Consider the following 25,529-nt stretch of genomic DNA (forward strand, 5'->3'; position numbering starts at 1 on the left):
CGATCGTTCGTGGGTCAGCCGTAGGTGCGCAGCGCGTGTCGTTCGGGATCCTCCAGATGCGGGATACCGTTGAACGACGCGAGGTGGAACGCGTCGGCGTTGAAGAAAAACTGTGAAAGACTGCTGTTGCGGATCTGCAGGTTCAGCGCGATCGCGCTCGACGGCGGCGCCGCGAGCACCTGCTGCACGGTCACCGCGATCGGGCCGCCGGAGCTCACCGCCAGCACGCGCCGGCCGCCGCCTGCGCGGATCGCCGCGCGCGCGGCGGCCACGCGCTGCTGGAAATGAGCCCAGGTTTCGGGCGCCGCATCGCCTAGCTTGTCCTCGGTCCACAGTTGCAGCACCTGCCGCAGCGCGCGAAAGTGCTCCTTCATCGATCCGGCCGCGAGCCGCGCGATCTCCGGGTAGTCGCTGGCGGCTGCCGCGAACAGGCCGTGGAAATCGTATTCGTTCAGGCCGGGATGTCGGTCGACCGCGACGCCTTCGCGGCCCATCCCGCGCAGGATCGCGGCGACCGTCTGCGCATGACGGTTCATCGTGCCGCAGATCACGCGGTCGAACGTCAGGCCCTGCCGCGCGAAGTATTCGCCGAGCCAGGCGCCCTGCTGGTCGCCCGCCGCGGAAAGCCGGTCGTAGTCGTCGGTGCCGAACGACGCCTGTCCGTGCCGTACCAGAAAGAGTTCAGCCATTGCACTCGCCCGAGGAAAACCGAAGGCCCAGCATAGCGACCGGGCGGGCATTTTTGAAATTTATTTTTTGAATCATCGGGTATTCATCGTGTGAATTCAGAACATTCAAACGACGCCCTCGCGCCGCCTTTCATCGGCCACCGCGTCGCGGCACGCGAATTGCGTCAGCCCACACCGTGTCGAATAAATCCAGGAGGGATGCGATGCTCGGTACGATCCTCATCATCGTTCTGATTCTGCTGCTCATCGGAGCATTTCCTGCATGGCCGCATAGCCGAAGCTGGGGCTACTGGCCATCGGGGACCGTCGGGCTGATCGTCGTCATTGTCGTGATACTGGTGCTGCTCGGTCGGATCTGACGCTCCGGCACCGGCGAGGGGACGCGTCACAGCCGGCACGGGTGCGTGCCTTCCGCAGCCTTCGCCGTGGATTCTTTACACGACGAAGCCCGCGAAGACATGCACCCGATGCCGTCGACGCGGCCCGTTACTGGCCGCCCTCCAGACGCAACTGGAGCCTGCTCTTCACCGACGTCACGCCCGGTACCCGGCGGGCCGCATCCACTGCGGCCCGATCCTGGGACTCGTCGGTGATCTGCCCGGCCAGCGTCACGTCGCCCGTCTTCGCGTTCGCGAACACGGTGACTTGCGCATGGCCGACGCCGGGCGCTCTGACGATCGCCTGGCGAACCTTCTTCGCGAATGCACGGTCGGCCGCGCGTTCGGCCTTCTTTGCCGCGCGTGGCGACGCGGGCGCCGACGCCGCCTGCTCGGCGGGTGCGGCGGCCGTGGCGGACTGCGCATGACCGGCCAGCGGCGACAACGCAACGAAACCTGCAACGACGATTGCAAAACGGGACTTCATCGGATTCTCCTGGACAGGAACGAACGGGTACGACGAATGGGCCGGCCGTCAGGCCGTGACACCGGACAACCCACGGGCGCGGTCGCGCCCGTGGGGCGCCGTGAGCGCGTCAAGCGCACGCACGTCGGCTTTCAGCGCGGGCGACAACGTCGCGCGCAGATGGTCGATGAAAGTGCGGACCTTCGCGTCCACGAAGCGGCGCGACGCATACATCGCGTACACGTCGAGCATCGTCAGCCGGTAGTCCGGCAGCACGCGCACGAGCCGCCCGCTGCGCAGGTCGTCGATCGCCGAATAGATCGCGAGCGAGCCGATGCCGAGTCCCGCACACAGCGCGATCGACAGCGCTTCCGGCGCATTCGCGTGAAACGGCGCGGCCGTTACCGCATGCGACGCGGTCTGGCCGCCGGGGCCGTGCAGCAGCCATTCGTCGTTCGCTTCCGCCGGCGTGTCGAGGCGCAGGCAGGTATGGCGCGCCAGGTCGGCGGGCACGGACGGCGCGCCGTAGCGGGCGAGGTAGGCCGGCGACGCGACCAGCACGCTGAAAGACGTGCCGCATGAATGCGCGATGCAGGCGGAGTCGGGCAGGCTCGCGGCCGTCACGACCGAGACGTCGTAGCCTTCCTCGACGAGATTGGGCATCCGTTGCGAATACGTCATCTCGATGGCGACTTCGGGAAAGCGCGCCCGATAGGCGACCGCCGACGCGGTCACGTGGCTCTGTCCGAGCCCCGGCATCGTATGCACGCGCAAGCGTCCGTACGGGCGGATCAGCGCGTTCCGGGCCTCGGCATTCGCCTGGTCGACCTCGCCCAGGATCGATTGCAGGCGCTCGAAATAGCGGCGCCCGCTGTCGGTCAGCGCGATTTTTCGGGTGGTCCGGTTCAGCAGCCGAATCTGCGCATACGCCTCCAGGCTCGCGACGGCCCGCGACACCTGCGCGGTCGCCATATCGGCCTGTTTCGCGACGGCGGTGAAGCTGCCGGCCTGCACGACGCGCACGAATGTCCGCATGTTTTCGAGCATGTCCATTTCGATTGATCGTCCGGTCCGGTGCTGCATCCATGCGACGCGCCGGCGGAGCGCGGCGGCGCATTCGATGTCGTCGATTGTCGGGCCATCCGCGCCGCGGCTTCAGCCCCCCGACCGGGGGGCTGAAGCCGCGGCCGATCATGTGGAATGCTTGGCGTTTGCATCGACGGCCGCCCGAAGCGAACGATCCGCGGCCGGCGTCGCCAGCACGATCTTGCCGATATGCCGCCCCGAATCCATCAGCTCGTGCGCCGCGCGCGCGTCGCGCAGATCGAACAGCCGATAGACCTGCGGCTTGACCGTGCCTTGCCGGATCAGCGGCCACACGGCCTCCTCGAGCTCGCGAATGATCTGCGCCTTCTCCGCGTAGGTGCGCGAGCGCAGCGTCGAGCCGATGTGCGTGAGCCGCTTCGTCAGCATCGGAAACAGGTCGAGCTCCTTCGCGGGGCCATTGATCACGCCGATCTGCACGATGCGCCCGTTCATCGCGGCCGCCGCGAAATTACGCGCGACGTAGTCGCCCGCGATGATGTCGACGACCACGTCGACACCCTTGCCGCCCGTGAAGCGCGCGACCGCATCGACGAAATCCTCGCTGCGATAGTCGATCGCGAGATCCGCGCCGAGCCGCATGCTCGCGTCGCGCTGCGCGTCCGACCCGACGGTCGTGACGATCGCCGATGCGCCGAACGCCTTCGCCAGCATCGTCGCCGTCGTGCCGATGCCCGACGCGCCGCCGTGGATCAGCACGCTTTCGCCGGCTTTGAACCCGCCGCGCTGAAACAGATTCAGCCACACCGTCATGAAGGTTTCCGGCAGCGCCGCCGCCTCGGCCATCCCGAGGCCGTCGGGAATCGCGAGCGTGTTGCTCTCGTTCGCCACCGCGTACTCCGCGTAGCCGCCGCCGGGAATCAGCGCGCAGACACGATCGCCGACGGCGAAGCGCGTGACGTCGCGTCCGATCGCGACGACCTCGCCGGCGATCTCGAGGCCGGGAATGTCGGACGCGCCAGGCGGCGGATCGTACAGCCCCTTGCGCTGGAATACGTCGGGGCCGTTGACGCCGGCCGCGTGAATCCGGATCAGCACGTCGCCGGGGCCAGGCGCCGGTACGGCGCGGGTCGCGGGCACGAGCACGTCGGGGCCGCCGGGACGCACGATTTCGATCGCCGTCATGTGGGTGGGAAGGGCGTTCGCGTCATCAGTCACGATATGATCCTCAACGTTCGTCGATGCGCGGCCGATTCGCGGGCCATCCCCGAATCGCGGCATCGCCATGTAAGTGAAGCCAGTCTATGGGCGATGCCGCGTGCGGGCACGCAGCGAATTACCGGTCGGGGAATGCAAAAATGCATCAGTCGGGACACACGATGAACTGGGACGACGCGCGCGTCTTTCTTGCGATCCATCGCGAGCGCACGCTGCGCCGCGCGGCGCGCACGCTCGGCGTCGATCAGGCGACGGTCGGGCGGCGGCTCGCGACGCTCGAGCACATGCTCGGCGCGACGCTGTTCCTGCGCTCGTCGAAAGGCTATCTGCCCACGCCGGTCGGCGAACTGGCGCTGCGCGCCGCCGAGGCGATGGAGCAGCACGCGCACGAGCTGGTGCGACTGACGCAGGGCGTCGACCGGCGGCTCGCCGGCGAGGTGAAGATCACGACGACCGACGCGCTCGCGATCGAGTTCGTGATGCCGTCGATCGCGCGGCTGCACGCGAAACATCCCGACGTCTCCGTCGCGCTGAACACGTCGACGCACATCCTGAATCTCGCGAAACGCGAAGCCGATATCGCGATCCGCACGGTGCGGCCCGAGAACCCCGATCTTGTCGCGCGCCGTCTCGCACGCTGGGACATGGGCCTGTTCGCGTCGCCCGACTATCTGCACCGGCACGGCGAACCCGAGCGCGGCCGCGCGTTCGCGGGCCACGACCTCGCCGTCTACCAGCCGTACGTCGACGCCAGCCGCAAGCCGACCCTCGCCGGCGAACCGATCGACGGCGGGCGCATCGTCACGCGCACGAACTCGAACCTGATGCTGCGTGCGGCGCTGCGCGCGGGCCTCGGCGTCGGCGAGATTCCCGTCCATATGGGGGAGCGCGACGGGCTCGCACGCATCTGGCCGGACCGCGTGCGCGAGTCGCCGTACGAGGTCTGGCTCGTCACGCACCGCGACCTGCGCCACACCGCACGGATCCGCGCGGCGATCGACGAGATCGTGGCCGCGTTCGCCGCGCACGGCTGACGCGGGCGGCGCCGCGTCAGCCGGTCATTCGTCGTCGCGTCGCACCCGTGACGCATCGAGCGCCAGCCCGCTGCGCACCGCCTGGATGCGCGACGTCACGTTGAGCTTCTCGAAGATGTTCTTCAGGTGCCACTTGATCGTCTCCGGCGCGACGCGCAGCGCGCGGGCGATTTCCTTGTTCGACAGGCCGCGCGCGACGTAGTCGAGAATCTCGACTTCACGGGCGCTGAGGTTGCCGGGCGCACCCTGCCGCGCGGCCGGCGCCCCGCTCGATGCCCGCTGCGCGTCGAACGCACGGGCCAGATCGCGCAGATACCACGCGCCGACTGCCGGAAAGCGGTCGGCACGCTTCTGTACGCGCGCCAGCAGACGCTCGGCCGCCGCCCCTTCGTCGACGAAGGTTCGGACGAGCCCGTTGCCCTGGCCGTATTCGAGCGCACGCGCCAACGCCGCGAGCGCCGCGCTTTCGTCGCCCGCCTGATCGAGCGCGATCGCATGCAACGCGGCGGCCTGCGCCGCGAACCAGTCGAATCCGCGCGCGGCCAGCACCGCATGCACGGTCGCCATGCACTGCGCGGCTTCGTTCGCGCGCGCATCGGCAAGCAGCAGCCTTGCCTGCGCGGATTGCGCCATCTGCCACGTCTCGACGTGGCTCGACGCTTCGTCCGGCGGCACGGGCGACACCAGCGACGCCAGCGCGCGCCCCACACGATGGGCCTGCGTCGGCTGGCCGGCGGCGAGATGCAGCCGGATGCCGGTCGCCATGCATGCGACGCGCAACCGCAGCCATTGCCGGCTGCATGCGATGTGATCGGCTTCGTCGAGTATGTCGTGCGCACGCGCGTCGTTCCCCGACCGGAATTGCAGCAGCGCGGCAGTCTGCATGAACCTCTGCAACGGCCCGAGCGAACAAGCCTGCATCGCGATGTCGAAGCGGTCGGCCTGGGCGTCGCGCACCTTCGCCCAGTCGTTCCATTCGTAATAGATCGCCGACAGGTAGCCGGCCGACAGCGCCGTCGCCGCCGACAGGCGCCCCGCCGAGCGTTCGGCGGCCCGCAGTGCCGTCTCGAACGTCTTCGACGCGTCGTGCAACCGCCCGGCGACGAACTCGGCCAGGCCCGCCATGTTCTGGCGGTACACGTTCGCGTAAAGCGGCTCGTGCCCCGACCCCGCGTGCTCCGCGCGCGCGCCGAGATCTAGCACGTCGCCGAGGCGGCCCGCGTAGCCCAGCCCGAAGATCAGCGTCGTCTGCCCGATCTGCTCGACCCAGGAACCGGCCGGCGGTGCGGCCGCCAGCACGCGCTCACCGAGCTGCAGCGATTCGATGCTGCGATCCGACAGCCCGGCGATCAGCGCGCGCACGGCCAGCAGTTCGGTCGCCGTGACGGCATCGGTATCGAGCCGCCCGATCTCGATGTCGGCTTCCAGCGCTTCCAGCGCGCGCCGCGCATCGACGATCTGCATCGACAGCGCGAGCGCCCACGTATGCGCGATCCGCAGCCGCAGGCGGCCCGTCAGCGCCTGCGCGGGCAGGCGCGACACCCAGTCGAGCACGGTACGCACGTCGCTCGACGCGATGAGCTTCATCGCGCACGCCTCGACCCAGCCGGCGGCCGCGTCGAAGTCGCCGGCCGCGAGCGCGTGCCTGACCGCGTCCGGCCATTGCCGCTCGGCCGCGTACCACGCGCTCGCGCGGCGATGCAGCGCGGCCACCGCGCCGGGCTCCCGCAGCGCCAGCTCCTCCCGCAGGTAGTGCAGGAACAGCGCGTGATAACGGTAGCGCTGGCGGTCGCCGTCGATCGACCGGATGAAGAGGTTGTGCGCGCTCAGCCATTCGAGGCAGTCGAGCGCATCGTCGCGACCGGTCAGCGCATCGCACAGCGCCGGCGTCATCCGGTCGAGCACCGCCGTATGCAGCAGGAAGTGGCGGATCGCGTCCGGCACCTGCGTCATCACGTTCTCGTTCATGTACGCGGCGATGCCGGCACGCGCGCGGCCGACCTGTTCGGCCACGCGCGCCGCGTCGCTGTCGTCGTGCAGCGCCAGGGCCGCCAGTTGCAGGCCCGACACCCAGCCTTCGGTCGCCGCGCGAAGGCGCCCGACGTTTTCCGCATTGAGCGGCTTGCCGGCCACCCGCTCGAAGAATGCGCGCGTCTCCGCGTCGTCGAAGCGCAGGTCGTTCTCGTCCACCCGCACCAGCTCGTCGCGCGACTCGAAATAGCTGAGCGGCAACGCGGGCACCGAGCGGCACGACAGCACGACATGCAGGTTCGACGGCGCGTAGCGCAGCAGATCGAACATCGCGTCGTGGATGACCGGCGACGCGAGGCGATCGAAGTCGTCGAGCATCAGGAACAGGTCGACGCCCGCGCTGTCCAGTTCGTTGAGCAGTTCGTCGAATACGGTCTTCAGCGGAATCAGCGCGCGATCGCGCAACAACTGCCGCGCGCGGGCGCCGACGCCGCCGGTCGCGTCGACGATCGCGGCGACCACGTATGACGCGAAGATCGACGCGTTGTCGTCGTCCTGGTCGAGACTCACCCACGCGACTTTCACGCCCGACGCCACCAGTGCCTGGCGCCACTCCGCCAGCAGCGTGGTCTTGCCGTAACCGGCCGGCGCGCTCACGAGCGTCAACCGACGGTCGAGGCCACGCCCGACCCGCCCGAGCCGCGCGATGCGCGCCACGATCCCGCGGGCCGACGCCGGCGCCAGCTTCGTGCGCACCAGCACTTCGATCGCATCGGTGTCCGGCGGGCGGGCCGGTTGTCTGCTGTCCGTCGGCGCCATGCTGCTCCTGTTCTCCTCGCGCTGATCGCGTGTCCGCCGGCACCGCGAGCGAAGCCGTCGACCGGCCCGGTCTCGCCGTGCGCCGCAAACAGCATAACGATTCGGCGCCGGCCGTCAAAAGTAGGTGATGTCCGTACCGGCGTGTGCGCACGCTGCGCATATCGGCCGCGACATGGGACCCGCATTGTTCTCGAACCGGCGCGCGCTGTTCAGCCCCCCATTCGGGGGGTATCCGGCGGGGAGGAAGTCGCCTCGTCCCGAGCGGCCGGCGCCGGCGGCGGCCGGGCGCGCCGCTCAATCGGGCTGGTAGCGCTCGCGCAGCGCGCGCTTGTCGATCTTGCCGACGCTCGTCTTCTCGATCGCGTCGACGATCAGCAGCCGTTCCGGCACCGCATAGCGCGAGATCAGCCCGCGGTCGGCCACCTGCTTCACATGCGCTTTCAGCTCGTCCGGCCCGACGCGGCCGACCTGCTCGTCGGTCAGGACGACCAGCGCGAGCGGACGCTCGCCCCAGCGCGCATCCTTCACGCCGATCACCGCTGCCTCCCGCACGGCCGGGTGGCGCGACAGGATGTCCTCGAGTTCGAGCGACGACACCCATTCGCCGCCCGTCTTGATCACGTCCTTGATCCGGTCGGTGATCTGCAGCCGGCCGTCGGGATCGATCACGCCGATGTCGTTCGTATGCAGGTAGCCGCCCGCCCACAGCGCGGCCGACGCCTGCGCGTCGCCGAGATAGCCGGGCGTCGCCCACGGCATCCGCACGACGACCTCGCCCGCCGACCGGCCGTCGTGCGGCACGTCGCGACACTGCGCGTCGACGATGCGCAGGTCGACGAGCGGCAACGGCAAGCCCGCCTTCGTCCGGCGCGCGATGTCGTCGTCGGCCGACGCGCCGCCGCCCGCCCGCGGCGGGTCGATCTGCGCGATCGTCATCAGCGGGCAGGTTTCCGACATCCCGTATCCGGTGTAGACCTCGATCCCGCGCGCGAGCGCTGCCCGCGCGAGCCCGTCGGACAGCGGCGAGCCGCCGACGATCACCTTCCACGCCGACAGGTCGGCCGCCGCCGACGCCGGGCTGTCGAGAATCATCGCGAGCAGCGTCGGCACGCAATGCGAGAACGTTACCGCTTCGCGCGCGATCAGCGCGACCAGTCCGTCCGGCGAATAACGGCCCGGATAGACCTGCTTGAGCCCGAGCGCGGTCGCGATGTAAGGCATCCCCCATGCGTGCACGTGGAACATCGGCGTGATCGGCATGTAGACGTCGTCGCGATGCACGCGGCCGCGATCGCGCGCGCTCGACAACGCCGCCATGCCCGCGAGCGTATGCAGCACGAGCTGGCGATGCGTGAACGCGACGGCCTTCGGCAGGCCGGTGGTGCCCGTCGTGTAGAACGTCGTCGCGCGGGTGTGCTCGTCGAAATCGGGGAACGCGAAATCGGGCGAACCGGCCGCGACGAGCCGCTCGTATTCGTCGGCGAAGCCGTCAGGCAGGTCGATGTCGTCGCCGTCGGCGATCAGCACGACGTGCCGCACCGAGTCGAGCCGGTCGCGCATGCCCGCCAGCAACGGCAGGAAATCGCGGTGAACCAGCACCACGCGTGCACCCGAATGGTCGAGCGTATACAGCAACTGGTCGGGCGACAGCCGGACATTGGCCGTCATCAGCACCGCGCCCATCATCGGAATCGCGTGGTAGCACTCGAGGTAGCGATGGCTGTCCCAATCCAGCACGGCGACGACGTCGCCCGCGCCGACGCCGATCGACGACAGCCCGCTCGCGAGCTGCCCGATGCGATGCCGGAACGCCCAGTAGTCGTGCCGGACGCGGTCGCCGTACACGATCTCCTGCTCGGGCCGCGTCGCCAGCGGCGCGTGAAGCAACTGCTTGATCAGCAGCGGATATGCGTGGGCGGACGGCGCCGGTTCGGCTTGCGGGTACGGGTACGAGGAATTCATGAGTGTCTCCATGGGCGACCGGTCGGGTCGTCGAGCGTGCGGCCACGATACCGGACCGCCCGGCTTTCGCGTCCCCCCTGTCCGGGGGGAGCCAGCCCTTGTCGAAACCGGCCGCCGGCCGCCCGTGCACGTAACACGGCGATTGGCACGCGATACCCACCCGTTCGGGGAGGCGCTCGCCGCAACACGCCGCTGTAAGATGCATCGCAGCGCGTATCCTTCCCGTGGGGTGCCCGTTCACCCGACCGGACATGACCGGAACGCCGCGCCGCCGATGCGGGATCGCCCTCTCCGGCTCGCGCATGCGGCCACCGGCTCGCGCCCGCCACCTACCCCATCTCCCCAGCAAGGAGCAGCCATGACTTCCGACACGACGCAGATGAGCCGCACGCCCGCACCCGACCCGGCGGAGAACAATGCGTATTTCCCGTCGCCATATTCGCTGTCGCAGTACACGTCGTCGAAGACGGACTTCGACGGCGCGGATTATCCGAATCCGTACACCGGCGGCAAGTGGAAAGTTCTGATGATCGCGACCGACGAGCGCTACGTCCTGATGACGAACGGCAAGATGTTCTCGACCGGCAATCATCCGGTCGAGATGCTGCTGCCGATGCACCACATGGACAAGGCCGGCTTCGAGATCGACATCGCGACGCTGTCCGGCAATCCGGCCAAGCTCGAACTCTGGGCGATGCCGCAGGACGACGAAGCCGTGCAGAGCACCTACCGCAAGTACCTGCCGAAGCTGAAGACGCCGCTCAAGCTGTCCGACGTGCTCGACCAGCATCCCGGCGCCGATTCGCCGTATATCGCGGTGTTCATTCCCGGCGGCCATGGCGTGCTCGCCGGCATTCCGCACAGCCAGGACGTCAAGCGTACGCTGCGCTGGGCGCTCGACCACGACCGGCACATCGTCACGCTGTGTCACGGGCCCGCATGCCTGCTGTCGGCCGCCGTCGACGAAGATCCGCGCGACTACCCGTTCAAGGACTACGAGATGTGCGTGTTTCCGGATGCGCTCGACACCGGGCCGAACCTCGACATCGGCTACATGCCGGGCCCGCTGCCGTGGCTCGTCGCGCAAAGCCTCGAAAAGCTCGGCGCGCGCGTGCTGAACAAGGACATGACCGGCCGCTGCCATCAGGACCGCAAACTGATCACGGGCGACAGCCCGCTCGCGTCGAACGGCGTCGGCAAGCTCGCTGCCGCCGCGCTGCTGAAGGAAGTCGGGCACTGACGGTTTGCGCCGCCTGGGGCGGCGTCTCGCCGGGGCGTGGCCGCCCGTCTCCACTCGATCGACCGGGCCGTACGGTAGTATGGCGATCCAATGGAACCCCGATGGATCCGAACGAGTGGCCATGCCCGAATTTTCTTCATCTGCCGGCGCCGGCCAAGGCGCGCAAGCGCTCGTCCTCATCGCCGAGGACGAACCCGAGATCGCCGAGATCCTGAGCGCCTATTTCGCGCGCAACGGCCTGCGCACCGTGCACGCCGCCGACGGCCGCCGCGCACTCGAACTCCACCTGTCGCTGAAGCCCGACCTCGTGCTGCTCGACGTGCAGATGCCGCACGTCGACGGCTGGAAGGTGCTCTCCGAGATTCGCCATCGCGGCGACACGCCGGTCATCATGCTGACCGCGCTCGACCAGGACATCGACAAGCTGACCGGGCTGCGCATCGGCGCCGACGATTACGTGGTCAAGCCGTTCAACCCCGCCGAAGTCGTCGCGCGCGCGCAGGCCGTGCTGCGCCGGTCGATGGGCGGCGCGCGCCAGGACGAACAGCGCGTGCTGCGCGCGGCGCCGTTCGAGATCGATCTCGAGCACCACGAAGCGACGGTCGAAATCGACGGCACGCGCCGCACGCTCGTGCTGACGCTCACCGAATTCAAGCTGCTCGCGCAGCTCGCGCGCGCGCCGCGCCGCGTGTTCAGCCGCGCCGAGCTGATGGCCACCTGCCTGCCGGAAGGCGACGCGCTGGAGCGCACGGTCGACAGCCACGTGAGCAAGCTGCGCAAGAAACTCGACGATCTCGACGTCGCGGGCGTGCCGGCAAGCGTGCGCGGCGTCGGCTACAAACTGTGGAGCGGCGAGTGAGACTCGATGGCCTGAGCCGCCAGATCGCGCTGACGATGGGCGCGATCGCCTTCGGCGTCACGGTGCTGATCGTCGTGACGGCCTACGCGTTCTACTACCTGCTGTACCAGTACTCGCCCCAGTCGTTCCAGACGGTGAGCTGGCTGCCGAGCGGGCCGGAGTGGGTGTGGATCATCTCGACCACGCTGGTCGGCCTGTTGATCGCGGTCGTCGTCGCGATCAACCTGTCGCGCCGCATCCTCGTGCCGCTGAATTCGGTGACGGACAGCATCCGCCGCGTCGCGCGCGGCGATCTCGGGGCGCGCGCCGTCGCCGGCGACCGTTCGCTGAAGGAAGCGGCGCTGCTCGCCGACAACTTCAACGCGCTCGCGAGCGAGCTGCAGCGCGTGACCGCCGAGCAAACCTTCTGGAACGCGGCGATCGCGCACGAACTGCGCACGCCCGTGACCGTGCTGCGCGGGCGGCTGCAGGGCCTCGCCGAAGGCGTGTTCACGCCGAGCGACGCGCTGTACCGCAGCCTGCTCGCGCAGGTCGAAGGGCTGACGCGGCTGATCGAGGATCTGCGCGTGGTCAGCCTCGCCGACAGCGGCCACCTGAGCATCGAGATCCGCGACACCGACCTCGCCGCCGAGGTGCGCGCCGTGGTCGACGCGTTCGCGCACGCGCTGCAGGCCGCCGGCCAGCATCCGGAATTCGATCTCGACCCGCGGCACATGCGCTGCGATCCGGTCCGCATCCGCCAGGCGCTGCTCGCGTTGCTGGAAAACGCACGCCGCCACGCGGTGCCCGGCGCGATCCGGATCCAGACGCGCATCGAGAACGGGATGTGCCGGCTGCGCGTCGAGGACGACGGCCCGGGCATCCCGGCCGAGTTCGCGCCGCACGTGTTCCAGGCATTCCGGCGCGTCGACGAGACGCAACCCGGCGGCACGGGCCTCGGGCTCGCCGTCGTCGCGGCGATCGCGCGCGCGCACCGCGGCGAAGCGCTGTGCGTGCCGACCGGCGCGGGCGGCACGCGGTTCGAGGTGCAGTGGCCCGACGATCTCGTGCCGGCGCCCGATAGCGCGCGCTTTCCGGCGTAGCGCGACGCCGCTCCCCGCTCACGCACGCGGTTCGCGCGCGACCTGTTCGAGCGGCGGGCTGAACCCGGCGCCGTGTACGCCATCACGGGCACCGCCCCGCTTCCCGGCCGCGCGCCGCACGCCCCCGCGCGCGCGGCGTCGGCACGGTCGAATGTCAGCCGCGCGCCGACGGCCACGTAGCGCAATCCCTCCGTTCCTCGCCTCGCGCGATCGCCGGCGTCCGTACCGCGCCGAAGCCGCGCGGCTGAAACGGAAATGAACACCTGGGGTTATCGATTGATCCCAAAGATTCATTGGACAGTGTCTCCGCCGCCGCGCGATGCTGGGCCGGCCCGTGAACGCAGCGTCATTGCAACGCCGCGCACGAACATGGAGTGAGACAGATGCCCAACGACCACCGTCAACGGCGCCACACACTGTGGCTGCTGTGCGCGCTTTCATTCATCCTGTACGTCGATCGCGTCAATCTCGCGACCGCCGCCGGCGCGATCAAGGCCGAACTCGGGCTGTCGAATACCGAGCTCGGCATCGCGTTCTCCGCGTTCGCGTATTCGTATGCGATCTGCCAGATCGGCGGCGGCTGGATCGCCGACCGGTTCGGCGCCCGCATCACGCTGATCGGCTGCGGGCTGATCTGGGTCGTCTCCACGTTCACGACCGGGCTCGTGCACAGCCTCACGCTGCTGTTCGCCGCGCGCCTGCTGCTCGGCGTCGGCGAAGGCGCGACGCTGCCGGCCCAGGCCCGCGCGATCACGCACTGGTTCCCGCGCGAGCGGCGCGGCGTCGTGCAGGGCTTCACGCACTCCTTCTCACGGCTCGGCAACGCGGTCACGCCGCCGATCGTCGCCGCGCTGATGACATGGCTGTCGTGGCGCGCCGCGTTCTTCGTGATCGGTGCGGTCACGCTCGTCTGGCTCGCGTGGTGGATCGTCGGCTTCCGCGAGCATCCGGTGGGCGACGACGACGGCCGCAGGCGCGCAGCCCGCCGTGCCGCACCGTCCGGCCCGACGCCGTGGGGGCCGCTGTTCCGGCGCATGGCGCCGACCATCTTCGTCTACTTCTGCTACGGCTGGACCGCCTGGCTGTTCTTCACGTGGTTGCCGACCTTCTTCCTGAACGGCCAGGGCTTGAACCTGAAATCGACCGCGTTGTTCGCGTCCGGCGTGTTCTTCGCGGGCGTCGTCGGCGACACGCTCGGCGGCTGGCTGTGCGACCGGATCTATCGGAAGACCGGCAATCTCGCGATGTCGCGGCAAAGCGTGATCGTCACAAGCTTCGTCGGCGCGCTCGTCTGCCTGCTGCCGCTCGCGTTCGTGCACTCGACGGCCGGCGTCGCGCTGTGCCTGTCGGGGTCGTTCCTGTGCCTCGAACTGACGATCGGACCGATCTGGGCCGTGCCGAGCGACATCGCGCCGACGCACGCCGGCATCGCGAGCGGGATGATGAACGCCGGCTCCGCGATCTCGGGAATCCTGTCGCCGATCCTGTTCGGCTATCTCGTCGATCGCACGGGCAGCTGGATGGTGCCGTTCATCGGCTCGGTCGCGATGCTACTGATCGGCATCGTCGCCGCGCTGCGGATTCGCCCGGACCGCGCGCTGTCCGAATCGATACCGGCGCTCGCGGACGCGCCGGCCGCGCCGTCGGCGCACTGAATCCGTTCGCCGCGGTTCGCCTGCCGCAGTCGTCCTGCTGGCGTCGCCGTCACGCTTCACTGCGTTCCGCGATGGTGGGTCGGCCCGGTCGGCCAGCGCGGCTTGATCGGCTTGATCGGCTTGATCGGCTTGATCGGCCTGCTCGGCCTGCTCGGCTGATTCGGCTGATTCGGCTGATCCGGCTGATTCGGTCTGCGCGGCTTGCTCGGCCGACGCGGCTGGCGCGGCTGACTCGGTCGCCTCGGCTGGCAAGCCGCGCCATTACGCGGCGCCGTCATCCTCTGCCCCGTCCCGGTGAAACAGCGCGAGAAACTGCTGCGCGGGAATGCTCAGCGGCCGGTCGCGCCGCACGAGGCTGCCGTACGACGGCAGCTTCTGTTCGAGCGTGTAATCGATGATCGCGACGAGCCCGTGCGCCGCGTTGCGCTGCGCGACCGTCAGCGGAATCACGCCGAGCATCGACGAACGATCGACGAGGTTCATCGTGGTCAGGATCGACCCCGTTTCGACGAGCCCGCGCGGCATCGGCTGGTGACGCGCGCGGAATTCGCGCTCGACGACCTCGCGCGCCGGGCTGCCGGCCGGCTGCAGTATCCACGCGTAATCGAGCAGCGCGTCGAATTCCACGGGCCCCGCGCCCGCGAGCGGATGGTCGCGGCCCGCGATGATCGCGAGCGCCTCGTCGTCGACCACGCGGAAGTCGCAATCGGTCCCGACGTGGCGCCCGATCACCACTTCGAGCACGCCTTCACGCAACTGCGGCATCAGCCGGTCGCTCGTGTCGACCGCGATATCGATCGCGAGCAGCGGATAACGCGCCTTCAACCTCACCAGCGCCTCGGTCAGCCGCCCCGGCGACGCCGCCATGATGCTGCCGATCGCGAGTCGCCCCGCGCTGCCGAGCTGCAGTTCGCCGAGCTCGCGGTTCAGCGCCTCCATGCTGCCGCGGATGCCGCGGAAATAGCCGAGCACGCGCTCGCCGGCCGGGTTCAGCACGAGCCCGCGCCCGACGCGATCGAACAGCCGCTGGCCGAGCGCGCTCTCCAGCTCGGCCAGCATCTTCGTCGCGGCCGGTTGCGTGAGGCCCATCTGCTCGGCCGCGGCACGCAGCGTCGAGCATTCGTCCACGGCCAGCAACAGCGCGATCTGGCGCATGCGCAGCCGGTTCAGCAACTGCGGCGTCGAATCTCGTCGGTCAATCGAGCCCATCTCTGATTACTCCAGGTTATCGATTCATCAAGAGTTTTCAATTTACCGACTCATTCCGTCTACCTAGCATGAACCCCGTAGACGAACGAACGGCCGCATGCCGCCACCGGAGACACCGCATGAACACCCCCTCGTCCACCGCCACCCGGCCCGTCGTCGCGCTGACGCTCGGCGACCCCGCCGGCATCGGCGCCGAACTGATCGCGAAACTGCTCGCCCGCCCCGACGCGACCGCCCGCGCGAATCTCGTGCTGATCGGCGACCGCTGGCTGTGGGAAGCCGGCCAGCGCGTCGCCGGCGTCTCCATCGACGTCGAGCCCGTCGCGTCGCTGGCCGCCGTGCGCGGCCGGCCGGCGACCGCGCGCGCCGCGTTCGTCGCGGTCGATACGGTCGATCCCGCGCAGGTCAAGGTCGGCCAGGCCGGCGCGCCGGGCGGCCGCTCGACGCTCGCCGTGCTCGACCAGTGCCTGGACGCCGCACTCGCCGGCGACATCGACGCGATCTGCTTCGCGCCGCTGAACAAGTACGCGATGAAGCTCGGCGGCCTCGAACATGACGACGAGCTGCACCACTTCGCCGCCGCGCTCGGCGTGACCGGCTACTTCTGCGAGTTCAATACGCTCGGCGACCTGTGGACCGCGCGGATCTCGTCGCATATCCCGCTGAAGAATGCGGCGGCGCAGTTGAGCATCGAACGAATCGAACAGGCATCCGAACTGATCTACCGGTCACTGCTCGAGAACGGCGTCACGGCGCCGAAGGTGGCGATCGCCGCGTTCAACCCGCACGGCGGCGACGGCGGCAGCTGCGGCCGCGAGGAAGTCGACATCATCGAGCCGGCGGTGCGCAAGCTGCAGTCGCGCGACTGGCCGACCGACGCACCATTCCACGGCCCGTTCCCGGCCGACACGATCTTCCTGAAGGCGCAGGCCGGCGACTACCAGGCGATCGTCACGATGTACCACGATCAGGGGCAGATCGCGATCAAGCTGCTCGGCTTTTCGCGCGGCGTGACCGTGCAGGGCGGGCTGCCCGTGCCGATCACGACGCCCGCGCACGGCACCGCGTATGACATCGCGGGCCGCGGCACGGCCGACGTCGGCGCGACCTGGCAGGCGCTGCAGATCGCCTGCCGGATGGGCGCCGCACGCCGCACGCCCACCGTTTCGGCGTGACGTTCGCGCGCCCTTTACACACGACAACATCGATTCCCGGAGACACCATCATGAAAATCCGTTCCGTACGCGCTCGCGTATTCCAGTGGAAAGGCAAGACCGTTCCGCCCCAGGGCAACTTCTGCTCGAATGCGATGGATCTGCTGTACGCGCCGCAGGAAACGATGAGCACGTTCCGCTTCCATGCGTGGACGGTTGTCGAAGTCGAGACCGACGACGGCATCGTCGGCCTCGGCAACGTCGCGCTCGCGCCGCACGTCGCGAAGGTCATCATCGACCAGTACCTCGCGCCGCTCGTGATCGGCCAGGACCCGTGGGACTACGAATACCTGAACCAGCGGATGTACCGCGCAACCCACGCGTGGGGCCGCAAGGGCATCGGCATGGCGGCGATCTCGGCGGTCGACATCGCGATCTGGGACATCCTCGGCAAAAGCGTTGGCAAGCCGGTGTTCAAGCTGCTCGGCGGCCGCACGAAGGAACAGATCCCCTGCTACTACTCGAAGCTGTACCGCACCGACCTGAAGGCGATGCAGGACGAGGCGCAGCGCTATCTGGCCGAAGGCTTTCGCGCGTTCAAGATGCGCTTCGGCTACGGGCCCGCGCACCGGCAGCAGGGCGTGACCGAAAACCTGAAATCGGTCGCGGCGATCCGCGAGGTGATCGGCTACGACAACGACCTGATGCTCGAGTGCTACATGGGCTGGAACCTCGAATACGCGAAACGCATCCTGCCGAAGCTCGAGAAGTATCAGCCGCGCTGGCTGGAAGAGCCGGTGATCGCCGACGACATCGACGGCTACGCGGAGCTGAACCGGCTGACGCGCATCCCGATTTCCGGCGGCGAGCACGAATTCTCGCTGTACGGCTTCAAGCAACTGCTCGACCGCAAGGCCGTGTCGGTCGTCCAGTACGACACGAATCGCGTCGGCGGGATCACGATGGCGCACAAGATCAACGCGCTGTGCGAGGCGTACAGCGTGCCGGTGATTCCGCATGCGGGCCAGATGCACAACTATCACCTGACGATGAGCACGCTCGCATCGCCGATGAGCGAGTACTTCCCGATGTTCGACGTCGAGGTCGGCAACGAGCTGTTCTATTACATCTTCGACGGCGAGCCGGTGGCCGAGAACGGCTTCCTGCAACTGCGCGACGACGTGCCGGGCCTCGGCCTCACACTGAAAACGGCGTTCCTCGACCAGTTCGACATCGTCGAGTGAGGCCGGCCATGAACGCGCGCTACCAGGGCGTCTTTCCGGTCGTGCCGACGATCTTCGACGCGCACGGCGCGCTCGATCTCGACGGCCAGCGCCGCTGCATCGATTTCATGATCGATGCCGACTCGCACGGCCTCTGCATCCACGCGAACTATTCCGAGCAGTTCGCGCTCGGCGACGACGAACGCGATCTCATCACCCGCACCACGCTCGAACACGTCGCGGGCCGCGTACCGGTGATCGTCACGACGTCGCATTTCAGCGCGCGGATCTGCGCGGAACGCAACCGGCACGCGCAGGCGCTCGGCGCGGCGATGGTGATGGTGATGCCGCCGTACCATGGCGCGACGTTCCGCGTCTCCGATGGACAGGTGCGCGCGTACTTCCGCGAAGTCGCCGACGGCCTCGACATTCCACTGATGATCCAGGATGCGCCGGCGAGCGGCGTCGCGTTGTCGGCGTCGCTGCTCGCGACGCTCGCGCGCGAGATCGACGCGGTGTCGTACTTCAAGATCGAGACGGCCGGCGCCGCGTCGAAGCTGCGCGAGCTGATCGCGCTCGGCGGCGACGCGATCGAGGGGCCGTGGGACGGCGAGGAAGGCATCACGCTGCTCGCCGATCTCGATGCCGGCGCGACCGGCACGATGACGGGCGGCGGCTATCCGGACGGAATTCGCCGGATCACCGACGCGTATTTCGCCGGACGCCGCGACGATGCATACGACGAGTACGCGCGCTGGCTGCCGCTGATCAACTACGAAAACCGCCAGTCGGGCTTCCTCACCGCGAAGGCGCTGATGAAGGAAGGCGGCGTGATCGCGTGTGACCGGCCGCGCTCGCCGTGGCCCGAGCTGCATCCGCTGGTACGCGCGGGGCTGCTCGACACGGCGCGGCGGCTCGATCCGCTCGTACTGCACTGGGGGCGCTAGACACCGTTTTTGCACCCGCAACGCGCGTGCGTTGCGCATCGGCGTGACGGCGGCCCGACAGAAGGCCGCCGCCGCTCATCGGATGGATGGAGACACCATGAACCTGCTGAACCCCGCTACCCCGGCCTACGACGCCGGCGAAGCCATTCCGCGCCGCCGCTGGCTGCGCGTGATTCCGCCGCTGCTGCTGGCCTGCATCATTTCCTACATGGATCGCGTCAACATCGCGTTCGCGATGCCCGGCGGGATGAACGCCGATCTCGGCATGGACGCGACGATGGCCGGCCTCGCCGGCGGCATCTTCTTCTTCGGCTATCTGTTCCTGCAGATTCCCGGCGGCCGGCGCGCGGCGCTCGGCAGCGGCAAGACCTTCATCGCGTGGTCGCTCGTGAGCTGGGCCGTGCTGTCGGTACTGACCGGGCTCGTCACGCACACGTGGCAGCTGCTGGCGCTGCGCTTCCTGCTCGGCGTGGCCGAAGGCGGGATGCTGCCCGTCGTGCTCACGATGGTCAGCCACTGGTTTCCCGACCGCGAACGCGGCCGCGCGAACGCGATGGTCATCCTGTTCGTGCCGCTCGCCGGCATGATCACCGCGCCGCTGTCCGGCTTCATCCTCGCCGCGTACGACTGGCATCACCTGTTCTACAGCGCGGGCGCGCTGTCGGTGCTGTGTCTCGTCGTCTGGATGCTGTTCGCCGACGACGGCCCGGAGACCGCGCGCTGGGTGTCGCCGCGCGAGAAGGCATACATCCTCGACGCGTTGCGCGACGAGCAGGAGCGCAAGCGCGCGGCCGGCACGCCGGCGGCCGCATCGTTCGGCGCGCTGCTGCGCCACCCGACGATCTGGCTGCTCATCGCGATCAACTTCTGCTATCAGGCCGGCGTCTACGGCTACACGATGTGGTTGCCGACCCTGCTGAAAAACCTCACGCACGGCGGGATGGGCCGGGTCGGCCTGCTCGCGATGCTGCCGTACGTCGCGATGGTGATCGGGATGCTCGCCACGTCGTATTTGTCTGACCGGACCGGCAAGCGGCGCCTGTTCGTGCTGCTGCCGCTCGTCGCGTTCGCCGCCTGCCTCGCGCTGTCGGTGCTCACGCATGCGTCGATGGCCGTGTCGTTCGCGTTCCTGACCGGATGCGGCTTCTTCCTGCAGGCGGCGGCCGGCGTGTTCTGGGCGATTCCGCCGAAGCTCTGCAGCGTCGAGGCGGCCGGCAGCGCACGCGGCCTGATCAACGCGCTCGGCAATCTCGGCGGCTTCTGCGGCCCGTATGCGGTCGGCGTGCTGACGCAGCACGTGAGCGCGGCGGCCGGCGTCTACAGCCTCGCGGCCACGCTCGCGGTGGCCGGCCTGCTCGCGCTGACGCTGCCGAAGCGCTGCGAGGGCTGACCACGACGACACGAGACAGCGAACGACACACCGGAGACCCACCATGAACGACATCCTGCTGCTGGTGCAGAAATGCGCGCACACTTTCAGCTTCTACGACCTCGACACGAAAGCGCCGCTCAAGCACATCGTGCTGCCGAACTTCCCGCATGAATTCACCGTCGACGTGAACGACCGATACGCGTACGTCGGCATTTTCGGGATCGAGACCGCATGGTCGCGCGGCCATGAAGGCGATCACCGGATCGCCGAGATCGATCTCGTCGAGCGCGCCCATACGCGCATGCTCGACCTGTGGCCGTACTACCGGCCGCACGGGATGGCGAGCGACCGCGACGGTCGGCTGTATGCGATGAGCGAGGCGCACGACATGCTGCTCGTATTCGACGAGCCGACCCGGCAGCCGGTACCGAACATGGCCGTGCCGTCCGGCGGCGTGAAGACGCACCTCGTGACGCTCACGCGCGACGCGAGCCGCGCGTACGGCGTGCATCTACTGTCGAACACGGTCACGCAATTCCATCCGCGCGACGCAACGGTCGCGCCGCGCGCGGTGATGCCCGGCCCGCGCCCCGAAGGCAATGCGCTGTCGAGCGACGAGCGCACGCTGTTCGTCGCGAACCGCGGCGACGATACGCTGGTCGAGATCGACACGGAAACGATGACCTGTGGCCGTCGCGTGAAGACGCGCAGCGATCCGAATCGCATCTACCGCACCAGCACGCGGGACGGCCGCGACCTGCTGCTGCTGACCAATTCGGGCGAGCGGTCGATTTCCGTATTCGATGCGCGGCAGCTCGAGGAGATCGAGCGCATCGCGCTGCCCGCGAACCCGACCGCGCTGTCGTTCCATCCGTCGAGGCGCGTCGCGTACGTGTCGTTCCAGGACGACCATGTGCGCGAACTCGACCTCGACGGGTGGCGTTTCGTCGGTGCGCTCGCGACGCTGCGCGAACCCGATGCGTCGTACGTGCTCGCCGGCGCGCTCTGACATGCGCGACGAAGCGCCGCCCGGCGGCATGCCCGATGCGCTCGTCGATGCGCATCACCATCTGTGGCGGCTCGATGCGGGCGCACACTATCCGTGGCTGCAGACGCACTACGATCCGGCGCGCTTCATGTTCGGCGACTACGCGGCGCTGTGCCGCAACTTCGACGTCGACGATTTCCGGCGAGCGGCGCAATGCGCGCCGCTCGTCGCCAGCGTGCATGTCGAGGCCGAACGCGCGCGCGACGAGGCGCTCGCGGAAACGCGCTGGCTGCACGAGGTCGCGGCCACGCACGCGCTGCCCTCGGCGATCGTCGCGTGGGTCGACCTGCTGGCTCGCGATGCGGACGAACGGCTCGCCGAGCAGGCCGCGTGGCCCCGCGTGCGCGGCGTGCGGTTCAAGCCGCGCACCGCGGCGGCGCCGGATGCATCGATCGACGGGCCGGGCACGCTGCATGATCCGCGCTGGCCGGCCGCACTCGACCGCCTTGCCGCGCACGGCCTGAGCTGGGATCTGCGCGTGCCGTTCTGGCATCTCGGCGACGCGGCCGCGATGCTGACCGATGCACCCGCGGTCGACGTCGTGCTCGAACATGCGGGGCTGCCGTGGGACCGGTCCGAAGCCGGGCTCGCGCGCTGGCGCGGCGGGATGGCGGCGCTCGCCGAGTTGCCGCGCGTGACCGTGAAAATCTCCGAGCTCGGCCTGCGCGATGCGGGGTGGAACGACGCGGACAACGCGCGGATCATCCGCGACACGATCGCGATCTTCGGCTGGCAGCGCTGCCTGTTCGCGAGCAATTTTCCGGTGGCCGGGCTGCGCGTGTCCTATCCCGCGCTGCTGCGCACGTTCGCCGGCGCGATCGCGCACCTCGGCGCCCCCGCGCGCCGCGCGATCTGGCATGACAACGCGCTGCGGGTGTACCGGATCGCACTCGACGCGCCGCATGAACCCGCGGGCGGGTAGCGCCGGTTTCCCGCCGTTCCGCCTCGTCGGGCCGGCACCGCGCCGCACCCCCACCACCACATTTTGTGCATCGCACGACCGACCCTGAGCAAAAAGTATCGGTTCGCGAATCCTTTTGATGTGGTGATCGCATCGCCCGCGTCACACCATTGTTCCTGCCGTCATCGGCGGCATTCGAACAAGCAGAATCAAGGAGACACGGGTGAACAAGATGCGAATCGTCGCAGCCGGCCTGCTGCTCGGCGCCTGTCTGCCGGGCGTCGCGGCCGCGCAAACCTGCAAGGTGCCGACCCTTCGGGTGCTCGCGCAGAAGAGCCTCGGCCTGTCGGTGATGGAGAAATCGCTGGCCGACTACGAGAAGAAGAGCGGCACGAAGGTCGAGATCAGCTATTTCGGCGAGAACGATCGCCGCGCGAAATCGCGCCTCGACGCGTCGACCGGCGCGGGTTCCTACCAGATCTACTACGTCGACGAGGCGAACGTCGCCGAATTCGCGTCGGCCAACTGGATCGTGCCGCTCCTCAAGTACTACCCGAAGGACTACGACTACGACGACTTCCTGCCCGGCCGCCGCGCGGTCGCGAGCTACAACGGCGTCGCGTACTTCGCGCCGCTGATCGGCGGCGGCGACTTCCTGTTCTACCGCCGCGACCTGCTCGACGCCGCGCACATCCCGGTGCCGAAGACGCTCGACCAGCTCGTCGCCGCGATCAAGAAGCTGAACGCGCCGCCGAAGGTGTACGGCTGGGTCGCGCGCGGTCAGCGCGGCTCGGGAATGAACGTGTGGCGCTGGTCGCCGTTCATGCTCGGCATGGGCGGCACGTGGACCGACAAGGGCGGCCAGCCCGCGTTCGACTCGCCGGCCGCGGTGAAGGCCACGCAACTCTACAGCGACCTGTTCAAGTACGCGCCGCCCGGCTCGGCGACCTACGACTGGAGCAACGCGCTCGAAGCGTTCCGCTCGGGCAAGGTCGCGTTCATGATCGAATCGACGCCGTTCGCCGACTGGATGGAAGATGCGAGCAAGTCGAGCGTGGCCGGCAAGGTCGGCTACACGCGCCCGCCCGCGCCGCTGCCGTCGGCCGCATACGGCCACGGCTTCGCGATCTCGGCGGTCGGCGCGAAGGACGACTGCACGCGGACGGCCGCCGGCCGCTTCATCGCATGGGCGACCAGCAAGGACCAGGAACAGGCGCGGCTGCGCAATGGCGTGTTCAGCGACTACAACCGTTCGAGCACGATCGGCAGCCCGTACTTCAAGCAGCATGTCGCGCCCCAGATCCAGGCCGGACTGAACGACACGAACCCCGTCACGCAGGTGACGATCTGGCGCACGCCGCAGTGGCCGGATATCGGCGACAACCTCGGCATCGCGCTCGAACAGGTGTTCACCGGCACGCAGACGGATATCCGCGGCACGCTCGACGACGCGGACCAGTACGCGAAGGACGCGCTCGAACATGGCGCTCGCAAATGACGGCGCCGGCGGACGCGCGCTCGGCGTCCGCCCGGCCCCTTCCGCAATGTCGGCCCGGCGCGGCCGCGCGCGCCGCGACCGCACGAGCCTGCCGTGGGTGTTCCTCGCGCCGACGCTCGCGCTGCTCGCGGTCCTGAGCCTCGTCCCGACGATCGCCGCGATCAACCTCGCGCTGCGCAATCGCGTGCTGCGCTACCCGGACAGCGAATACGTCGGCCTGCGCAACTTCATCCGGCTCGCGTCGGACCGGCGCTTCCTGAACGCGATCGAGGTGTCGGTGCTGTGGGAAGTCGTCACGGTCGCGGGCGCGGTGCTCGTCGGCATCGCGCTCGCGGTGTTCCTGTTCGAGCGCGTGCACGGCCGCTGGCGCCGCTTCGCGTCGCTGGTGCTGATCATGCCGGTGCTGCTGCCGCGCGTGTCGGCCGCGTTCATCTGGAAGTTCATGTACGCGCCGCTCACCGGGATCCTGAGCTGGCTGCTCGGCACGCTCGGCGTCGAGCACACCGCGTTCCTCGCCGATCCGCATCTCGCGCTGTACGCGGTCGCGCTCGTCGACGTGTGGCAGTGGGGGCTGTTCTTCGCGGTCGTGATCCTGAAGCTGCTCGAGACGCTGCCGCCCGAGCCGCTCGAAGCCGCGCGGCTCGACTACGCGACCACGTGGCAGGTGCACGCGTACATCGCGCTGCCGATGCTGAAGGCGCCGCTCGTGAGCCTCGTGTTCATCAAGATGGTCGAGTCGCTGCGCTCGTTCGACCTGATCTACGTGATGACCAAGGGCGGCCCCGGCATCGCGACCGAAACGCTCGATCTCTACGCGTACCAGCAGGGCATCGGCCTCGCCGGCAAGGTGTCGTATGCGTCGGGCATGGCCGTGCTGATGATGGTCGCGACCACGCTGGTCTTCACGCTCATCTGGAAGAGGGTCAACAAATGGGACGACTGACGGCCCGCCGCGGCCCCGCCGCCACCGTGTCCACCGCCGTAATCGCCGGCGCGATCCTGCTCGTCGCCGCGTTCCCGCTATTCTGGGCCGTGCTCAATTCGCTCAAGCACCTGCTCGACATCGTCACGCCCGCGCCGCGCTTCTTCTTCACGCCGACGCTCGCGAACTACGAACAGGTGCTGTCGAGCCCCGAGGTGCTGATCGGCCTCGGCAACAGCATCGCGATCGTCGGCGCGGCCGTGCTGATCGGCGCGGTGCTCGGCGTGCCGGCCGCGTATGCGATCGCGCGCTACCCGGTGCGCGGCAAGCGCGACATCCAGTTCTTCCTGCTGTCGCTGCGCTTTTTGCCGCCGGTCGCGGTCGCGCTGCCGCTGATCGCGATCTGGGTCGATCTCGGGCTGTACGACACGAAGCTGTCGATGATCGTCACGTACCTGCTCGTCACGCTGTCGACCATCACATGGCTGTCGATCCCCGTGTTCCGCCGGCTGCCGCGCGAGATCGAGGAAGCCGCCGCGCTCGACGGCTACGGCCCGTACGCGGTGTTCTGGCATATCGCGTTGCCGGTGTGCGCGAGCACGCTGCTCGGCGGCATCGTGTTCAGCTTCGTGCTGGTATGGAACGAACTGATGATCGCGCTCGCGCTCACGTCGTCGCGCAGCGCGACGCTGCCGGTGGTCGCGTCCGCGTTCACGTCGCTCGGCCAGGAAGTGCCGTGGGGCGTGATCAACGCATCGACGGTGCTGCTCGCGCTGCCGCCGCTCGTCTTCGTCGGCATGCTGAGCCGGCTGCTCAATTCGATCGTCAAGGGAAAATGA

Annotated in this window: 22 protein-coding genes; 15 read left to right on the plus strand and 7 right to left on the minus strand. The window is 68.7% G+C overall.

The genetic code is table 11. From position 1 onward, the window contains the following. Window positions 1-14: 14 nt before the first annotated feature. Window positions 15-689 (minus strand): histidine phosphatase family protein, encoded by a 675-nt coding sequence (locus tag QZM15_RS08850; protein ID WP_059574768.1) that lies wholly within the window; start codon window positions 687-689, stop codon window positions 15-17. 203 nt (window positions 690-892) lie between these two features. Between QZM15_RS08850 and QZM15_RS08855 the strand changes: the two genes are divergently transcribed. After that, window positions 893-1,048 (plus strand): DUF3309 family protein, encoded by a 156-nt coding sequence (locus QZM15_RS08855; protein ID WP_006483086.1) that lies wholly within the window; start codon window positions 893-895, stop codon window positions 1,046-1,048. A 127-nt stretch (window positions 1,049-1,175) separates the two neighbouring features. On the opposite strand, the gene QZM15_RS08860 is transcribed toward QZM15_RS08855, so the two are convergent. The 3 genes from QZM15_RS08860 to QZM15_RS08870 all read right to left on the minus strand — a co-directional run bounded on the left by QZM15_RS08860 (window position 1,176) and on the right by QZM15_RS08870 (window position 3,863). Further along, window positions 1,176-1,553 (minus strand): BON domain-containing protein, encoded by a 378-nt coding sequence (locus tag QZM15_RS08860; RefSeq protein WP_099318171.1) that lies wholly within the window; start codon window positions 1,551-1,553, stop codon window positions 1,176-1,178. 48 nt (window positions 1,554-1,601) lie between these two features. Next, window positions 1,602-2,585, minus strand: coding sequence for a LysR family transcriptional regulator (locus QZM15_RS08865; protein ID WP_059574772.1), 984 nt, complete (start codon window positions 2,583-2,585; stop codon window positions 1,602-1,604). Between the two features lie 138 nt (window positions 2,586-2,723). Then, on the minus strand, window positions 2,724-3,863 hold the full coding sequence (locus tag QZM15_RS08870; RefSeq protein WP_181035497.1) for an NAD(P)H-quinone oxidoreductase: 1,140 nt from the start codon (window positions 3,861-3,863) through the stop codon (window positions 2,724-2,726). A gap of 92 nt (window positions 3,864-3,955) precedes the next feature. On the opposite strand from QZM15_RS08870, the gene QZM15_RS08875 reads away from it, so the two are divergent. Next, window positions 3,956-4,828 (plus strand): LysR family transcriptional regulator, encoded by an 873-nt coding sequence (locus QZM15_RS08875; RefSeq protein ID WP_124862297.1) that lies wholly within the window; start codon window positions 3,956-3,958, stop codon window positions 4,826-4,828. 24 nt (window positions 4,829-4,852) lie between these two features. On the opposite strand, the gene QZM15_RS08880 is transcribed toward QZM15_RS08875, so the two are convergent. Together QZM15_RS08880 and QZM15_RS08885 are read right to left on the minus strand one after the other, a co-directional pair. Beyond that, complete coding sequence (locus tag QZM15_RS08880; RefSeq protein ID WP_302106217.1) at window positions 4,853-7,618, minus strand: LuxR C-terminal-related transcriptional regulator; 2,766 nt, start codon at window positions 7,616-7,618, stop codon at window positions 4,853-4,855. A 294-nt stretch (window positions 7,619-7,912) separates the two neighbouring features. Continuing rightward, window positions 7,913-9,580: a fatty acid--CoA ligase gene (locus tag QZM15_RS08885; RefSeq protein ID WP_275905288.1), complete on the minus strand. Its 1,668-nt coding sequence runs from the start codon at window positions 9,578-9,580 to the stop codon at window positions 7,913-7,915. A 358-nt stretch (window positions 9,581-9,938) separates the two neighbouring features. Here QZM15_RS08885 and hchA point away from each other — a divergent pair, with 358 nt between their 5' ends. The 4 genes from hchA to QZM15_RS08905 all read left to right on the plus strand — a co-directional run bounded on the left by hchA (window position 9,939) and on the right by QZM15_RS08905 (window position 14,416). Continuing rightward, a complete protein-coding gene (gene hchA / locus QZM15_RS08890; protein ID WP_226291073.1) occupies window positions 9,939-10,820 on the plus strand; it encodes a glyoxalase III HchA in 882 nt (293 codons plus the stop codon). Window positions 10,821-10,941: 121 nt separating this feature from the next. Next, window positions 10,942-11,679 carry a response regulator gene (locus QZM15_RS08895; RefSeq protein WP_302106218.1) on the plus strand — a complete coding sequence of 246 codons (738 nt, stop codon included), beginning with the start codon at window positions 10,942-10,944 and terminating at the stop codon, window positions 11,677-11,679. Continuing rightward, window positions 11,676-12,761 carry an ATP-binding protein gene (locus tag QZM15_RS08900; RefSeq protein WP_059574784.1) on the plus strand — a complete coding sequence of 362 codons (1,086 nt, stop codon included), beginning with the start codon at window positions 11,676-11,678 and terminating at the stop codon, window positions 12,759-12,761. The genes QZM15_RS08895 and QZM15_RS08900 overlap by 4 nt, the downstream gene beginning before the upstream one ends. Window positions 12,762-13,144: 383 nt before the next feature. Continuing rightward, window positions 13,145-14,416, plus strand: a complete 1,272-nt coding sequence (locus QZM15_RS08905) for an MFS transporter (protein ID WP_060968093.1) — start codon at window positions 13,145-13,147, stop codon at window positions 14,414-14,416. A 261-nt stretch (window positions 14,417-14,677) separates the two neighbouring features. Here QZM15_RS08905 and QZM15_RS08910 read toward each other — a convergent pair whose 3' ends face one another. Beyond that, window positions 14,678-15,625 (minus strand): LysR family transcriptional regulator, encoded by a 948-nt coding sequence (locus tag QZM15_RS08910; RefSeq protein ID WP_302106219.1) that lies wholly within the window; start codon window positions 15,623-15,625, stop codon window positions 14,678-14,680. Between the two features lie 119 nt (window positions 15,626-15,744). Between QZM15_RS08910 and QZM15_RS08915 the strand changes: the two genes are divergently transcribed. The 9 genes from QZM15_RS08915 to QZM15_RS08955 all read left to right on the plus strand — a co-directional run bounded on the left by QZM15_RS08915 (window position 15,745) and on the right by QZM15_RS08955 (window position 25,529). Beyond that, on the plus strand, window positions 15,745-16,800 hold the full coding sequence (locus QZM15_RS08915) for a 4-hydroxythreonine-4-phosphate dehydrogenase PdxA (protein ID WP_302106220.1): 1,056 nt from the start codon (window positions 15,745-15,747) through the stop codon (window positions 16,798-16,800). 50 nt (window positions 16,801-16,850) lie between these two features. Next, on the plus strand, window positions 16,851-18,023 hold the full coding sequence (locus tag QZM15_RS08920) for an L-rhamnonate dehydratase (RefSeq protein ID WP_302106221.1): 1,173 nt from the start codon (window positions 16,851-16,853) through the stop codon (window positions 18,021-18,023). An 8-nt stretch (window positions 18,024-18,031) separates the two neighbouring features. Beyond that, window positions 18,032-18,949 carry a dihydrodipicolinate synthase family protein gene (locus QZM15_RS08925; RefSeq protein WP_059574794.1) on the plus strand — a complete coding sequence of 306 codons (918 nt, stop codon included), beginning with the start codon at window positions 18,032-18,034 and terminating at the stop codon, window positions 18,947-18,949. Between the two features lie 97 nt (window positions 18,950-19,046). Then, a complete protein-coding gene (locus QZM15_RS08930; RefSeq protein ID WP_302106222.1) occupies window positions 19,047-20,339 on the plus strand; it encodes an MFS transporter in 1,293 nt (430 codons plus the stop codon). 43 nt (window positions 20,340-20,382) lie between these two features. After that, window positions 20,383-21,330, plus strand: coding sequence for a YncE family protein (locus QZM15_RS08935; protein WP_059645137.1), 948 nt, complete (start codon window positions 20,383-20,385; stop codon window positions 21,328-21,330). Window position 21,331: 1 nt separating this feature from the next. Further along, complete coding sequence (locus QZM15_RS08940) at window positions 21,332-22,291, plus strand: amidohydrolase (protein WP_302106223.1); 960 nt, start codon at window positions 21,332-21,334, stop codon at window positions 22,289-22,291. Between the two features lie 202 nt (window positions 22,292-22,493). Next, entirely contained in the window at window positions 22,494-23,768 is a 1,275-nt protein-coding gene (locus QZM15_RS08945; RefSeq protein WP_059581231.1) for a sugar ABC transporter substrate-binding protein, read from the plus strand. Window positions 23,769-23,814: 46 nt separating this feature from the next. Next, a complete protein-coding gene (locus QZM15_RS08950; protein ID WP_059645127.1) occupies window positions 23,815-24,711 on the plus strand; it encodes a carbohydrate ABC transporter permease in 897 nt (298 codons plus the stop codon). After that, window positions 24,699-25,529: a carbohydrate ABC transporter permease gene (locus tag QZM15_RS08955; RefSeq protein ID WP_059581236.1), complete on the plus strand. Its 831-nt coding sequence runs from the start codon at window positions 24,699-24,701 to the stop codon at window positions 25,527-25,529. The genes QZM15_RS08950 and QZM15_RS08955 overlap by 13 nt, the downstream gene beginning before the upstream one ends.

Source organism: Burkholderia sp. AU44665, assembly GCF_030504405.1.
Taxonomy (GTDB): Bacteria; Pseudomonadota; Gammaproteobacteria; order Burkholderiales; family Burkholderiaceae; genus Burkholderia; species Burkholderia semiarida.